The sequence below is a fragment of the Elusimicrobiota bacterium genome, from assembly GCA_026388155.1.
Lineage (GTDB): Bacteria > Elusimicrobiota > Elusimicrobia > Elusimicrobiales > UBA9959 > UBA9634.
In genome coordinates this window covers 233,256-249,218 of the sequence record JAPLKI010000022.1, presented here as the reverse complement: position 1 = coordinate 249,218, position 15,963 = coordinate 233,256, and the positions used below count along the sequence as shown (strand labels likewise).

5 protein-coding genes are annotated in these 15,963 nt (G+C 55.0%); all 5 read right to left on the bottom strand.

What is annotated here, in order from left to right; translation table 11 throughout:
- Nucleotides 1-53 precede the first annotated feature (53 nt).
- The gene (locus tag NTX59_11210; protein ID MCX5786245.1) at nt 54-7,487 is read right to left on the bottom strand and encodes a lectin like domain-containing protein; all 7,434 of its coding nucleotides are present in this window, start codon (nt 7,485-7,487) and stop codon (nt 54-56) included.
- 272 nt (nt 7,488-7,759) lie between these two features.
- On the bottom strand, nt 7,760-8,779 hold the full coding sequence (locus NTX59_11205) for a PorV/PorQ family protein (GenBank protein ID MCX5786244.1): 1,020 nt from the start codon (nt 8,777-8,779) through the stop codon (nt 7,760-7,762).
- Between the two features lie 19 nt (nt 8,780-8,798).
- Nucleotides 8,799-12,149: a M6 family metalloprotease domain-containing protein gene (locus NTX59_11200; protein MCX5786243.1), complete on the bottom strand. Its 3,351-nt coding sequence runs from the start codon at nt 12,147-12,149 to the stop codon at nt 8,799-8,801.
- Between the two features lie 18 nt (nt 12,150-12,167).
- Nucleotides 12,168-13,157 carry a hypothetical protein gene (locus tag NTX59_11195; GenBank protein ID MCX5786242.1) on the bottom strand — a complete coding sequence of 330 codons (990 nt, stop codon included), beginning with the start codon at nt 13,155-13,157 and terminating at the stop codon, nt 12,168-12,170.
- Between the two features lie 119 nt (nt 13,158-13,276).
- A complete protein-coding gene (locus NTX59_11190) occupies nt 13,277-15,610 on the bottom strand; it encodes an autotransporter domain-containing protein (GenBank protein MCX5786241.1) in 2,334 nt (777 codons plus the stop codon).
- Between the last annotated feature and the right edge of the window lie 353 nt (nt 15,611-15,963).

Here is a 15,963-nt window from a genome sequence, read left to right as displayed (position 1 = left end):
GTTTCATTCCTAATCCTTCAGCCTTCAGTCTTAAGCCTTCAGCCTTTCCCTTCTTACCAGCGCACAAAAAATTTTCCGCTTCCCTTACCGTATTTTTTAGTCTTTACCAGGTAAATATAAAGCCCGCTCGCGGCCTTCCCCCCCCCTTTAAGCCTTCCGTCCCACAAGGCCTCATTAATCGGATCGATGCCGTCGCCGGGTTTTAAAACGCGCACCAGCTCGCCTGCCGAGTTGTAGATGTAAACTGCGGGGGCTGTTTCATCCTGCGGAATGCCGGCTATGGTTAAGCGGTAAGGGGTTTTATTGAAGTCGCAGGGATTCGGATAAACCCTCAGGTTCGAGAACGTAAGCCCGGAAACTGACTTTACCCTTATTGAATAGACCGAGAAATGGTTGACATCCGCCGATAAGGTGTTGGCGCTATAATCGTGACTGACTCCCGGCAGCGGCACCCAGCTGCCCGATACTTCGTCCAGCCAATAAATCCAGGTCAGGTCCTCACGGACATTGTCGCCGTCTACCATGCCGTCCGCGTCGGCATCCGGATAAGCCATAGTTATCGTAGGGGGCGCGGGGAAATTATGTATTTGCGCGTCAAGCTCGCTTTTGGCGGAGAAATCCCTTACAAGATCATTTACGTGCAGCTTTACCGAACCGGGACTTAAGGCGTCAGCCGGGTCGGTCAGAGAGGATGCCACGGTTGAGATAGTTACAAAAAAGTTTCCGCTGACATCCCCGGCCGGTACGCTCACGCCGCAGCCATCGCTGTTCGCCACCGTGCCGCCGGCCGCGCCGGAAATGGCAGTGTCAATATTGAAACTTCCGCCTGATGTTATCACCGTGCCGATATTTCCGGCCAGATCGGCGGCGGAAAGCACAAAGCAGGCGGCGCCGGTGGAAAAATAAGTTTCTATGAAAGAGGAAACCGTCCAGGTGGAATAGGCCAGATAGGAGACATTCGTGTTATAAGCCGCGCCGCAGCCGGGAGCGATTTTAAGCGCGGGCGCGCCGGCCAGGCCGTTGGCTTCGGTAATTATCAGCTTCGCGCTGAAAACGCCGAGTGTGGCAGGCTGGACGGAGGTAATTATCACCGTAGCCGTGGGGCTTGTAATATCCACCATCTGGCCGTCGGATACTTTCACGGCGGAAGAAGAGCCGCTGTTACTGTACGCTTTCACTGAAAAATAATAAGTTGTGCTCTCGGTCAAAGCAAGACCGGCGACAGTGGTGCTGAGCGCCACCCCGTTGGCGGTCCAATCCTTCACGTTCAGGCCTCCCGTGAATGTGCCGATAGCGACTTCATAACGGTTAATACCGCTGGGATGGGCGGAAGCCCCCCAATGGGCTGACAGCGTGTTCAAAGAAGAAATATAATCTATGTCGGAGCCCGTGCCGTCGTAAACATAAGTGATATCCGCGGGGGAACTTGTATCTAATATTTGCCCGTTGGACCAGGTAACATCGGAGTAAACGCCCACCAGGTTTTCCGCCTTAACCCCGAAATAATAGGTAGCGCCGTTCGTCAGGTACAGCCCGGTCCTGGTAACGGAAGTGTTGTTGCCGTTATCAGTCCAGCCCGCCACGTTAGTCCCGCCCACCGTGGTGCCGATAGCGTACCAGTAGCCGGCTATGCCGCTCTGCGGAGCGGAGCTCGAGTCCCAATTGGCCGACAACTGGGTAAGCGAGTTGGACCAGGCGGCGTCGGCTCCGGTGCCGTCCCTGACCTGGGCCACGTTTGTCGGCGGAGTGAAATCCAAAGTCACCACCTGGCCGTTCGAGTTGGAAACACCGGATTGCAGGCCTACGCCATTCTCGGCTTTAACGGTAAAGTAATAGGTCACTCCGTCCGTCAGGCTGAGCCCCGCCGTTGAAACAGATATGTTGGCGCCGTTGTCCGTCCACCCCACAAAATCCGTGCCCCCCGCGGTGGTGGAGCTTATCGCATACCAATATCTGGCTATCCCGCTCTGAGCGTCGGCAGCGGCTATCCAGTTGGCGGACAGCTGGCTGAGGGAGTTAACATAATTTATATCTTGCCCCGTACCGTCATTGACCGCTCCGGGGTTTGACGGGGCGGTCGTATCCACCGTCTGGCCGTTTGAGTTGGATACATCGGACTGCAGCCCCGCGCCGTTCTCGGCTTTAACGGTAAAGTAATAGGTCGCGCCGTTCACCAGGTTCAGCCCCGTAGTTGTAGTGGAAGTGTTGGCGCCGTTGTCAGTCCACCCCAGAAAATCCGTGCTCCCCACAGTGGTGGTGCCTATCGCGTACCAATATCTGGCTATCCCGCTCTGAACGTCTGCCGCGGCTGTCCAGTTGGCCGACAGTTGCGTGGTGGAATTCACATAAGTTATATCCGCTCCCGCACCGTCATTTACCGCGCCGGGGTTTGACGGGGCGGTCGTGTCCACCGTCTGGCCGTTGGAATTTGCCGCGCCGGACTGCAACCCGGCGCCGTTCTCAGCCTTAATAGTAAAGTAATAGGTCACGCCGTTCGCCAGGCTCAGCCCCGTAGTTGTAGTAGAAGTGTTAGTGCCGTTGTCAGTCCAGTTCACCACATTAGTGCCGCCGACGGTGGTGCTTATCGCGTACCAATATCTGGCTATATCGCTCTCCGCGTCTGTCGCGGCGGTCCAGTTGGCCGACAATTGCGTGGTGGAAGTCGTATAAGTTATATCCCCCCCCGTGCCGTCATTGACCGCGCCGGGGGTTGACGGGGCGGTCGTGTCCACCGTCTGGCCGTCGGAATTCGTTACGCCGGACCAGAGCCCGGCGCCGTTCTTCGCTTTTACCGTGAAGTAGTATTTCTGCCCGAAAGTCAGGATCAAGGATGTACTTGTAACGGAGGTGCTGTTGCCGTTATCGGTCCACACCAGGGTATCCGTGTCTCCCGCAGTGGTGCCTATAGCGTACCAGTATTCGGCTATGCCGCTCTCCGCGTCGAAACCTGGGTCCCAGTTGGCCGACAGTTGATCCGAAAAGCCGGACCAGGCGGTGTCGGCTCCTGTACCGTCCCTTACCTGGGCCACATTGGAGGGCGGCGTGACATCCGTGTTCAGCCACTGGCCGTTGGAGGTGGTGGAGGAGGACTCCAGCCCGACGCCGTTCACCGCCTTGACCGTGAAGTAGTAGGTCACGCCGTCTGTCAGGGTCAGACCGGTTGTTGTAGTAGAAGTAATAGTGCCGTTATTCCTCCAGCCGCCTGTCACGTCGGTGCTCCCCGTAGTGGTACCTATCGCGTACCTGTACATGGCTATCCCGCTCTGCGTGTCGATACCGGCGGTCCAGTTGGCCGACAACTGGGTCGGGATACCGGTTTCGGCTATATCGGTTCCCGTGCCGTCATTTACGGCCCAGATATTGGAAGGCGGAGTAGTGTCAACAGTTACGCCGTCGGAATTGGCGGCTAAGCCCGGCAACCCAGCGCCGTTCTCGGCATAAACAGTAAAGTAATAGGTTACACCGGTAGTCAGGTCCAGCCCGTTCTCTGTGACGGACATACCGGCGCCGTTGTCCGTCCACCACAAAACATCCGCGCCTCCCGGAGCGGTGCCTATCGCGTACCAGTACATGGCTATTCCGCTCTCCGCGTCTGTCGCGGCTGTCCAGTTGGCGGACAGCTGCGTGATGGAATTCGTATAAGTTATGTCCGCCCCCGCTCCGTCATTGACCGCGCCGGGGTTTGACGGGGCGGTCGTGTCCACCTTCTGGCCGTTGGAATTCACCGCGCTGGAAGGCAGCCCCGCCCCATTTTCCGCTTTTACCGTGAAGTAATATATATGCCCGTTGGTCAGGTTCAGCCCGGACCTTGTAACAGAAATGTTGGGACCGTTATCTATCCAGTCTGTCACCTCCGTTCCCCCCGCGGTGGTGCCTATCGCGTACCAATATCTGGCTATTCCGCTCTGATCATCTGTCGCGCCTGTCCAGTTGGCGGACAGCTGCGTGTTTGAGTTCGCATAGGTTATATCCGCCCCCGTGCCGTCATTGACCGCGCCGGGAAGCGACGGGGCGGTAATATCTACCGTCTGGCCGTTGGAATTCACCACGCCGGACCACAGCCCCGCGCCGTTCACCGCCTTGACCGTGAAATAATATATCTGCCCGTTGCTCAGGCTCAGGCCGGTAGTTGTAGTAGAGGTATTAGTGCCGTTGTCGGTCCAAGCCACTACATCCGTGCCCCCCGCAGTGGTGCCTATCGCGTACCAGTATTTGGCTATACCAGTCTGTGGATCGGAACTGGGATCCCAGTTGGCCGACAGCCGGGTCAGAGAGCCGGACCAGTCAATATCGGCTCCGGCGCCGTCCCTGACCTGGGCCGGATTGGTTGGCGGCGTGACATCTACGTTCATTAGCTGGCCGTTGGAGTTTACCGGCGTAGTCTGCAGCCCCGCGCCGTTCTCCGCCTTGACCGTGAAGTAATATATTACGCCGTTGACCAGGCCGCTCAGGCCGGTCTTAGTAACAGAAGTGCTGGTTCCATTGTCGGTCCAATCCAAGGTATCCGTGACCCCCGCAGTGGTGCCTATCGCGTACCAATATCTGACTATGCCGCTCTCCGCGTCGGAACTGGCGGCCCAATTTGCGGACAACTGATTCGGGATGCCGGTTTCGGAGATATCGTCCCCCGTGCCGTCGTTTACGGGCGCGGGGCTGGAAGGCGCCGTAATATCCACGGTCTGGCCGTTGGAGTTTACCGGAGTGGATTGCAGTCCCGAGCCGTTCTCGGCTTTAACGGTAAAGTAATAGGTCACCCCGTTCGTCAGACTCAACCCCGCCGTTGAAACAGAAATGTTGGAGCCATTGTCGGTCCAATCCAGGGTATCCGTGCCCCCCGCGGTGGTGCCTATCGCGTACCAATATCTGGCTATACCGCTCTCTGCGTCCGCAGCGCCTGTCCAGTGGGCGGACAGCTGCGTGCTTGAATTCACATAGGTTATATCACCAACTCCAGTGCCGTCAATGACCGCGCCGGGGGCGGAAGGGAAAGTGGTGTCCACCTTCTGGCCGTTGGAACTCACCGCGCCGGACGGCAGGCCCGCCCCGTTTTCCGCCTTGATCGTGAAATAGTATATCTGCCCGTTAGCCAGGGTCAGACCGGCCGCTGTAGTAGAAGTATGAATGCCGTTGTCGGTCCAATTAACTACATTCGTGCCCCCCGCGGTGGTGCCTATTGCGTACCAATATCTGCCTATCCCGCTCTGCGCGTCTGTCGCGGCTATCCAGTTGGCCGATAATTGAGTGTTTGAATTCGCATATGTTATATCCGCCCCCATGCCGTCATTGACCGCTCCGGGGTTTGACGGGGCGGTCTCATCCACCGTCTGGCCGTCGGAATTCACCGCGTCGGACTGCAGGCCCTCTCCGTTCTCCGCTTTTACCGTAAAATAATATGGATACCCGTCCACCAAGGGCAGACCCGTCTTCGTGACATAAGTTTTGTTGCCGTTGTCAGTCCAACCCAATACGTCAGCCGCGCCAGGCGAGTGGCCTATTGCGTACCAATATTTAGCTATGCCGCTCTGCGCGTCGGAACTGGCGGCCCAGTTCGCGGACAACTGCGATGGGAAGCCTGTCCAGGCTATGTCAGCCCCCGTGCCGTCGTTTATGAACGCCGGGGTTGAAGGAGCGGTGTTATCTGTAGTCTGCCCGTTGGAATTAGTGACAGCGGAGGACATCCCTGCCCAGTTCTCCGCTTTTACCTTGAAGTAGTATATTTGCCCGTTGGTAAGGATAAGCCCTGTTTGTGTCACGGAAGTATTGTTGCCGTTGTCAGTCCAATCTAGAACGTCGTTCCCTCCGAGCGTGTTGCCGATGGCGTACAAGTAGCGCCGTATCCCGCTTTCGGCGTCCACGGACGCCGTCCAGTTGGCCGACAGTTGGCTGAGGGAGTTAACATAAGTAATGTCGGTGGATAAACCGTCGTTGACGGTGGTTATGTTGGACGGGGGCGTGGTGTCGGAAGTGAAAGCCTTTATATTGACGTTGGCGTTGGGATTTGGCGTAATAAGATCCGTCCATACGCTGCCTAACTCACTGATATAACTTTCTCCCGCATGGGCCGTCGCGCCGCTGGAATAGGACGGGCTGGGGGAGGTTATGGGTAATTCCATAGGGATAGGGAAATTATAGCCGGGGGTGGTCATCTTTATTACTACTGAAAATTTTTGGCCGCTGGTCAGCGCCACTGTGGTGGCAAGAGGAACAGTATGATAGCCGGCATAGGGCTGCGACCCTCCTGGCTGGCTGGAGATCAGAGTGCCGGAGCGCGGGTTGCCGGCTGTGACGCCGCGGTAAACGTATATGTCATAGGCTGAATCCACAGCCAGGGTATAAAAACCTACGGCGGTCACCTGGGTGTTATTTTCAGCCGCGGTAAACACATTTGAAAACCAGGCCGTATTGGTGCCGTAGCCTGTGGCTGAAGTCTGGCCCAGCGGGTCATACTGGTAAGTCCTGTTATAGTTGCCGGTGGACTCGGCCACCGAGAAAGCGGTATTCTGCTTCAGGCCCGCGTCGTAATACGATATATAAAAATAGCCGCTGTCGCCCCAGCCGGCGCCCCAGGAGTTCTTGACAATAAAGGCGCCGTTGCCGGCCGGCACAGTTTTAAACTTGTTCTTGTCAAAATTATCGTCCCAGCCGACTATGGTAACGGAATGGTCGGTGTCGGCGGCGCCGTTGTAATAATAGGACTTGTTGGCGGGATCATAGTAGTCGGAGTAGTTGGGGTCATCCTCATTCATATAGATCGAGGTAAACACCGCTCCGTAAGCGGTCAATGCGTATTTTATATTGTCGTTATCGGCAGGGCCGGACCTGTCCGGAAGAAAGAGGGCCTCCTGCAGATGCTTCTGGGTGTTGGGGGAAGGGTATATGGGGGCCTGTTTATTTTCCGTAATAACGTATGGATCGGCCGTTTCGTTCCAAGGACCGCTCCACCTGGCCAGGTATGCCGTTGCCATTGCATACTCCCCTCCGTCGCAGGGGGCGTAATCGAAGCCGGACGTGTTTTTAAGGTTATTTTCGGAGAAATCCCGCGATTCACCCGGAAGCAGGCGGGATTCAAGAGACGCCATGGTTGCAAAAGCCCAGCATGAACCGCAGCCGCCCTGGTCCTTAACAGAGGAGACTTTACCGAGACTCCTTAGGTCATAGGTGGAATCGTATCCCAACTTGGGCACATGAGCCCCCCCCTTGAGCGCGGGGTGCCGGCCTTTCATGTACGAAAAGTCGAACGGCGCAGGAAGTAAACCCAATGTATGACTGGAACCTGAAACTGCTTTCACCCGCTGCTGCTTGCCGGACGAGGCGGCCATATAAGCCACGAACTTAGGGTTAAGCGGCGCGGAGGAAGGAACTGCACTCTGGGCGATGAGCGCGGAGGGAAGGAGCATCGAAAAAGCGGCTGCGGTGGCAAAGAATAAACCACGCGCGGCTGAACGCGCCGTGATCGCTGTAAAAACCGTTTTGGAAAAGGTCTTCATTTAAAAAACCATAGCTCCGCGGTTAGGGACATAACACTACCGCTCAACACCGCCCCGGTGGCAGACAAGCCGGCGCGATATTAAGGGGCACAGAAGCCTTGTCACTATGTTCATAGTATATATGGCGTGTCAGCATTTGTCAATTTGCGAAATATTACAGTGAAAATCCAAGAGTCTGAGAGTCGGGAGTCATAGAGTCTGTTGAAAAATCTCCTCTAAAGATACTCCCTGACTCCAAGACTCTTAGACGCCACGACTTTTTTACTCCCTTACTACCATATCAGCGGAATGCCTTCTTTGTCTTTTTTCTTTTCAGCCGGCTTGTTGCGCTTTCCGGCCGGCTTGCGAGAAGGACGCGGATACTTTTTTGTGGACTGAATATCCTCCCGCGTCACGCCAAAACGGAAAGAAAGCGTTATCCTGTGGGAGTCTCCCAAGTCGCCGTACGGGGAAAAGGCGTAATCCAGGCGCAGATCATTGTTTTTGATACCGATGCCGGCCGTAAAACCGGGGCCGGTGTACTGACTCCTGCCGCTTTTATACCCCGCCCTGACAAAAAAAGCCTCGTTTTCCCTGATCATAAACTCGCCCTCGGCACCCGCGCAGAACGCGGTCTGACTCTCACCCGCTTTCACCGCATCCGCCGAAAGCAAAAACTGTTCGTTCAAACGGTTTGCCGCGCCTGCCCGTATAATAAGCGGCAGACTAAAGGCGGTGGAACCAAGCTTCAGTTTAGCGCCCAGATTGGAGACCGACGCGCCAAAACTCCAATCTCCATAAATTTTCAGCAGTCCCGCATCCCCCCCAAAGGCGAAGGCGCTGTTTTTATCAGCTTTCTGGTAAAATGTCTTCAAGGCGGCGGCTCCGTAGCAGTTCCCGCCAAGACCAGCCGCAAGACCCAGGCTAAAAGCTCCTTCCAGGGAATTGAAAGAGCCGGTATTCCCCCCTGAAGCGTCGTATTTATTCATAGCGCCGCTTAGCAGCACGTTCGCGCCGCCAAAAGCCGTAAAGTTTTTGCCAAGCGGTTGGACATAGGCCAGGTTTTCGTTCCGCAGCCCCTGAAGCCACTCGTTATGCGAAAGTTCAAGTTCTTTCCTGTCAGCGAGCGCGGCGCCCGCCGGATTGTAAAAAACGCTGGCGGCGTCGTCGCCCGCCGCGGAGTAAGCCCCGCCAAGAGCCGCGGCCCTGGCGCCCGAGTCTATTTTTAAAAAAGGCATAGCGGTAGTGCCGGTCTCGGCCCGTGCGCTAACCGGGCTTAAAGCTATAATACACGCTGAGATTATCTTGACCATATTAACTGGAACTTACTTTTCACCAGCTCACAAAAAACTTTCCGCTTCCATTGCCGTATTTTTCCGTCCTTACCATATAAATATAAAGCCCGCTCGCGGCCCTGCCTCCCCCTTTGCCCCTGCCGTCCCACGAGGCTTCGTTAAGCGGGTCAATGCCGGCGCCGCGTTTTAAAACGCGCACCAGCTCGCCTGCCGAGTTGTAGATATAAATTGCGGGGGCTGTTTCATCCGTCGGAATGCCGACTATGGTCAAGTGGTACGGGGTTTTATTGAAGTCGCAGGGATTCGGGTAGGCCTTGAGGTTGGCAAGCGTGAGGGCCGAAGATGCCTGCGCTCTTATGGAATAGAGCGAGAAATGATTTACCGCAGCCGTCAGCGTGTTGGCCGCGGTGTTGTGCGCGGTTCCCGCTACCGGAGTCCACCTACCCGATGCCTCGTCCAGCCAATAAATCCAGGCCAGGTCCACGCGGATATTGTCGCCGTCTATCCTGCCGTCCGCGTCGGCATCCGAATAAGGCAGAGTTATCGTAAGGGGCGCGGAAAAAGAATGTATTGACCCGCCAAGCGCGTCTTTGGCGGAAAAATCCCTTACAAGATCGTTTACGCGCAGCCTTACCGAACCGGGGCTTAAGGCGTCGGCAGAGTCGGTAAGAGAGGCTGCCACGGTTGAGATAGTTACAAAAAAGTTTCCGCTGACATCCCCGGCCGGCACGGTCACACCGAAACCATCGCTGTTCGCCACCGTGCCGCCGGCCGCGCCGGAAATGGAAGTGTCAATATCGAAACTTCCGCCTGATGTTATAACCGTGCCGGTATTGCCGGCCAGATCAGCGGCGGAAAACACAAAGCAGGCGGCGCCGGTGGAAAAATAAGTTTCGATGAAAGAGGAAACCGTCCAGGTGGAAAGCGTCACCCACGACAGGGCTGTATTATAAGCCGCGCCGCAGCCGGGAGCGATTTTAAGCGCGGGCGCGCCGGCCAGGCCGTTGGCCTCGTTAACTATCAGCTTCGCGCTGAACGCGCCGGGGCGGGCGGGCAAAGCGGAAGTAATTATAACTTTAGCCGTGGGACTTGTAACATCCACCTGCTGGCCGTCGGACAGGGCTACGCCCGAGTGCCCGACCGCGGTAAAAGCCTGTACCCCGAAATAGTAGGTATTTCCATCCGTAAGCGACAACCCGGTTTTGGTAACGGCGCGATTGCCGCCCACGCTCGTCCAGCCAGCCACATTAACGGCGCCCGGTGTGGTTCCTATGCAGTATTCATAATGATCGATGCTGCCGCCGGTATAGGTGGAAGCTCCCCAATTGGCCGACAGGGTATTCAGCGAGGAAACATATTGGATATCCGCACCCGTGCCGTCGTTGACATAAGGGATATCCGTAGGGGAACCCAGATCTACCCTTTGACCGTTGGACCAGGTAACAGCGGAGTAAAGGCCCACCCCGTTTTCCGCCTTAACTCCGAAATAATAGGTAGTGCCGCTGATCAGGTTCAGCCCGGTTTTAGTAACAAATTGTCCCGATAGTCCCGTCCCGTTGAAAGTCCAGCCTGCCACGTCATTGGCTCCCTGCGAAGTTCCTATGGCATACCAATACCCGTACAAGCCGGTTTCTGAGTCGCTGGACGCGGTCCAGTTAGCCGATAATTGCGTTAAGGAACCTGTTATGGAGATATCCGCGGTAAGCCCGTCATTTACAACTGCGATATTGGCGGGAGGGGTCGTGTCGGTGCTGCCCAGATCAAAACTCATCGGATTGCCGGTAGCCGAAATATTTTTCAGCAGCAGTTTCAGATTCTTCCCTCCATAACTTTTACTGTTGGGGTCGGTGCTGTCGCCGAAAATGGTTTTATTGCCGTAGCGGAAATAATCTGAGTCTTCCCCGGTCGCATTGGGATCAGTTTGCAGGATCTGCACCCCCCCATGCGCTTCTTCCAGATCTACCAGATAATGCGTTTTATCGGAGTTATCGGGCATACTTTCGTCCACATGCCAGACAAGTATGCCCCGGCTGGAGCCGGGCAGATAGGCGTCAAAACCGTAGCCCTGCCTGTTCTCCACCAGAAAATATTCGGTTGACGGGAAAGAAGCATCCTGCAGCATGTACATAGCGCCGGAATTATCTTCAATTCTGGGCAGGGAATCGGTTCCGATCATGGTCAATTGGGCGGGTGTGGCCCAGCCCAGCGTTTTTTTGCACCACGCGCTCATATGCGCGGGGGAAGCTCCATTATCACTCGGACCATTCCAGGAACCTCCGGACATCAGGCAGAATGCCCCGATCCCCGCGCTGGCGCCGGTCGTGTCATAAAGATCGGGCAATCCCAGAAAATGGCCTGTTTCATGGCAGATGGTCCCTATGCGCGTTAAGCCCCAGGAAGTGTTATCGTCATCCCAGCCCCGCACTTCCGGCTCGGTATGATACATCTGCATTGTTTTACCCTGTTTCGTTACCGGCGTATCCAGTTCCCATTCATGGGACCATATATAATTGGGATCATTGCCCCCCCATTCTTCGCCTCTGCCCGAGTGTATAATATCCAGACCATCCACCATTCCGTCTCCGTTGCCGTCCACCGTGGTGAAATTAAACCCCGTGGCAGCCAGCGCGTTTATGGCGTCTATTACCATTTGCTGAGGATCGATATCAGTTCCCTGGCCGGCAGTGTTCGCGCCGTAATAATCATGGTTGTGAGGAAGGGTTACCCACTGGGTCACCACCGACTGAACCGTGAGATTGTTATAAGAGACCTCATGATAATAATCCTTTACCGACCCCAGAGCATGGTCGGTGGCATATCCGGCCTGGTTAAACAGGGCGTCAAACTCGGCTTGAGTATGGGTGTGTGGAATGTCCGGGAACTCGGCTAATATCACCAGGTTCTTCATTGTGCCGGTCAGTATCGGGGTTTTGGCCGGCGCAGCGGAGACCCGCGCTCCGGTAACGGTGCGGCTGCCGAAAACATGGAAAGCGGAGGAGGAATCCCTCTTATTGCGCAATTCTGTCGCGCGCCTGACCTTATCCGAGTCCATATAATGTTTCAAAAAACCCAGGGAAGCCGGGTTATTAACCCCGGCTTTATACTTCCCGGGCCTTAGCGAACCCTTCGCATCCCGTTCAGCATAAACCCAGTTATTGGTGGAGGTATCCTTCAAGACCGTATAACCGCTCTCATCTTCATGCCAATGATGGAATTCATCGCCCCTGAGGATAAGTTTTACTTTGGCGCCGTCGGACTGCATAACTTCGACGGGCTTGGGATTGGCCGGCATTCCCATGGAAACCGCGGGGAGGAAAAGATAACCTAAAATCAGCAAGATAGAACGATCCAGGAAACCCCGCGGCATAGAGTTAAAACGCTTTTTCATAAATTAAAATTTCTGGTATTATTTAGCGGGTTTTATTTTCATGACGCTGCGGGACGCTGGATTTGCCCGGTCCAGATTTAGTTCCACCGGAATCGACCATTGATAGGGGCCCGCGCCGTCGGAGGCGGTCAGACGCAGATAATATGTTCTGCCGGATTCCAGAACCGGCCATAAAGGCTTGCGCGTGTTCTTATCGGTCATTTCGTCTACAATAACACCTTCAAAATCAGCCGTTTCAGCTATCTGCAGCCTGTAATATTTGGCCGTTTTCTCCCAGGTAAAAACCTTCCCCCCCTTTACGGTCAGGTAAGCCGGCAATTTTGCCTTTTGCGGGGCCGAACTTTTTGGGGCTCCGGGCTGCCCCGGCACAGCGAAAGAATAGGTCTCGGACCAGGAGCCTTCTTTTTTCTCCCCGTTGTTTAAAGTCAGCAGCCCTTCCACCCGCCAGTAGTAAACGCCTTCGTGGAAAAAAGCAGGATAGATATTGTAAAAGTTGTCATCAACCGTAGTTTCCACCAGATTAGCCGAAAAATCGCTGTCGGAGCTTATCTGCAGCCTGTAACGGTCGGCTTTCATTACGTAGTTCCAGCGCAGGATCATCTTTGCTCCGTTTTGCGCCTGGTTTACCCTGGAGGTAACCACAACCGGGGCCGCCGAGGGATCTTCCAGAAAGCGCTTGTTCCAGGCGTTGACGGCAAAAACCGCGTTTTCCCCGCGCTTGAAAAATTCGGACATATCCTCCACCTTGTCCCTGTAAACCTGCGCCCCGTATTTTCTCTCCAGGTCCGCGTCCAGCGTTTGCGGAATATAGCCTATAAACGCAACCGGAGGGAATGATTGCAGCAGCTTGGCGTCCTTAGACGCCAGAAAAGACTGGAATTTAGTGTCAAAAGCCGTTTTGTCCGAAGGCAGGAGCAGCAGCGCGTTCGCCGGAGTTTCCTCCTGCGCGCAAACACCCGCGGGCAAATACAAAAAACCCAGGGCCGCCAGTAAAACAATTTTATTCACAATATCCTTCATGCCTAATCCCTGTTCCCTAACCCCTGCCTTATATATATTATATCAACTGTACTTTACATAAATGTTGCGCGTTTTAAAGAACCGCCATACCCCCTTTACCACTGTTTCTAAAACTTTATGCGTACGCCGGCACTAAGGACCTGCTCCGTCAAATGGGAATACAAATCGCAGGAATAGTCCAGGCTGGCCGTAGTCCGCTCGCCCCAGTTTACTGAGAATCCTATTCCAAGCAACGCGGCATCGCGCGCAAAATTCCCCGTCGCCACGGAAAATACGCCGCCCGCTCCCGAAGCCAGTTGCGACTCTATCGGGCTCTGGTCTTTGAACTCGTGCTGCCAACCCGCGCGCACGTATGACGCAAGCAGGTATGAGTCCACTATGAAAACATCCGAGTATCTCACCCCAAGGCTTGATCTAAGCGACTCCGCCTCTTGGGCGGACACATTCAGGTTCAGGCTTTCGGCGCCCTTTTCCCTGAACGCATCAATCTTTAGCCGGTCATAGTTCAGGCCGGCGTACGGTGAAAAAGCCGCACGCCCACCCATTTTGATGTCGTAGCCTGCGTTTGCAGACAGGTTTACCTCGTCACCGTCGGGCTTGGCGGTCGCTTTCCGTGAAATGTCGCCGAAAACAATGTCCCGCCCGGTAGTATAGTAATCCACCGCCCTGCCCGCGTACAGGTTTACATGGAAGGTATCGCTGTATCCGGAAGCATAGACTCCGTAACGGGCGCTGCGGTTGTCCACCGTGGCGATATCGGGCGAAGAAACGGAGGCGCGACCTGCCAGATAGCCACCAAAAAAACCCGCCGCTAGATGGTCATTTATGCGGTAGTCCGAACCCACAATCAGGCCGGCGCTATAAAATTTGTAGCCGGGCTGAATATCAGTTGCCTCCTTGACTCTGCCCACAGTTCCCACTCCGGAGGCAAAGAAACCCCACGGCATATCCGGCCCTTTCTCAGCGCTCTGCCGGGCAGCGGCCTTTTCTCCGCGGACGGCGGCAGCGGGAATCGTGCCGGGATAAGACGACGGGCCGCTGAACTTGTAAGAGGCGAATCCGCCGCGGTCGGAACCATCGGCCAATGCGGACATGCGCTGGTTCACGGCGGCGGATTGGAGACCGGCCCCAGCCATGCCTATCCCCCTCATGGACGCCAGGGAAAACGGGCCTATCTGGTCCAGGGCCGATCTCAGTTGAGCGGTATTAAGGGTATACATGTTTGCGATCACTGTTGTGATATCACCGGAGGGTGATATGCGCAGAGGTTCAAGGCTGGCGCCTACGGCGCGCTGATTGGCGGTTGCGGCCACATCGGTGAAGGGAACCAATCCGGCGGTCAGCACCACATCGTTGCCGCTGTAAGAGGGTGTAAATATTATTGCCGCCGGAGAAACTATCGTTGAGAATGTTCCCGTGATGGTTCCCGCTGTTATGGGAGTGAAAGTCTGGCCCACGAGTATAATTTGAGGACTGATTGAAAGAACAAGCTTTCCATCCGTTAAAACCGCGGTTCCTGTAACATTGAGGTTCGGAACCCCCGTTTGCAGCAACATCGAAAGCGTGCCGCCGCCGGAATAGCCGCCTATGGCCTGCGTATAGCCGCCCAGCGCGAGAGTAGCACCGCCAGTTACCGCCACCGCCCCGAAAATGGGAAGAGTGTTGTCCGCGCCAAGCTGGAGCGTGCCGGAACTCACCATGGTTCCACCAGTGTAGGTATTGGCGCCGCTTAAGACAAGAGTCCCATCGCTTATTTTTGTAAGACCACCCGCGCCGCTTATAACGCCCGTAAGAGCCAGGGTGTAACTTTGATTGGTGTCAATAGTGCCGCCGCCCGAGTTCAGTATTACACCGCGCGCCGAGGAAACGTCGTCCCTGATATGCAGCGTTCCGCCGTCAAAGGTAAGCGCGCCGGAAGCGGCGCCCAGGTTTGAATCTTCCGATATGCTGATTATTCCTTTTTTAAAGATCGTTCCGCCGCTATAAGTGTTGTCTTTTGTGAGGTATAGTGTCCCGTCACCGTCTTTCGTCAGGGAACCGGTGCTTATTAGTATGACGGAGATGGTCATTGGGTTCGCCGTGGCGTCGTTTCTTATCGTTACGGTTCCGCCCAGGCCGAGCGTGTAGTCGTCGTCAGAAGAATAAAGCGTGACTGCGGAATAGGCGTTGTCAACGTCAAGGGTGGTTACCCCGTTTATATTAGGCAGCGAGCTGCCGAGCGAAATTGTGCCGCCGGTGTATCTCCAGCGGATAGTTGTGTCCGCGTTATCGCTGTTGGAGGTCGTTATAGCATTGCGCAGGGTGTACGTGCCGGAATCATCGGAGCTGTCCACATAAACAATAGCCGCACGGCACAGAGAAGAAATAAGTGCCAGGAGGCAGGCTATGGATAAGACTTTGCCAAGTTTTCGGACATACTTGAACACGTATGACATGGGCATATGATGCACTCCTTCGTGTAAGGTACCCACCGGTACGCCAGTGAAACTGGCGTCAACTTTAAATCATAATTCCGGGACAGCCCAGGGTGGCAAAACTATGCACCCAGAGATTTCTCAACTACCGCCATAAACTTATAAACACCAAAAGGTTTACCAAAACAGCCGTGGAGCTTAAATTTATTAACATAGATCAGGCATTCTTCATGCGTAAGACTGCCGGTTATAAGCAAAATTTTAGCTCCCCCATTTTTTTGCCCTGATTAAATTTATAAGATCCGTCCCTACTACCATCAGATAGAATTAAGTCGGTAATAAATAAATCGCACTTGTTTCTCATAATCTCCGCTTCAGCG

Excerpts from the sequence above, each read along its gene's own strand:
- NTX59_11210 (MCX5786245.1), bottom strand. The coding sequence starts at position 7,487 with ATGAAGACCTTTTCCAAAACGGTTTTTACAGCGATCACGGCGCGTTCA.
- NTX59_11205 (MCX5786244.1), bottom strand. The coding sequence starts at position 8,779 with ATGGTCAAGATAATCTCAGCGTGTATTATAGCTTTAAGCCCGGTTAGC.
- NTX59_11190 (MCX5786241.1), bottom strand. The coding sequence starts at position 15,610 with ATGCCCATGTCATACGTGTTCAAGTATGTCCGAAAACTTGGCAAAGTC.
- NTX59_11200 (MCX5786243.1), bottom strand. The coding sequence starts at position 12,149 with ATGAAAAAGCGTTTTAACTCTATGCCGCGGGGTTTCCTGGATCGTTCT.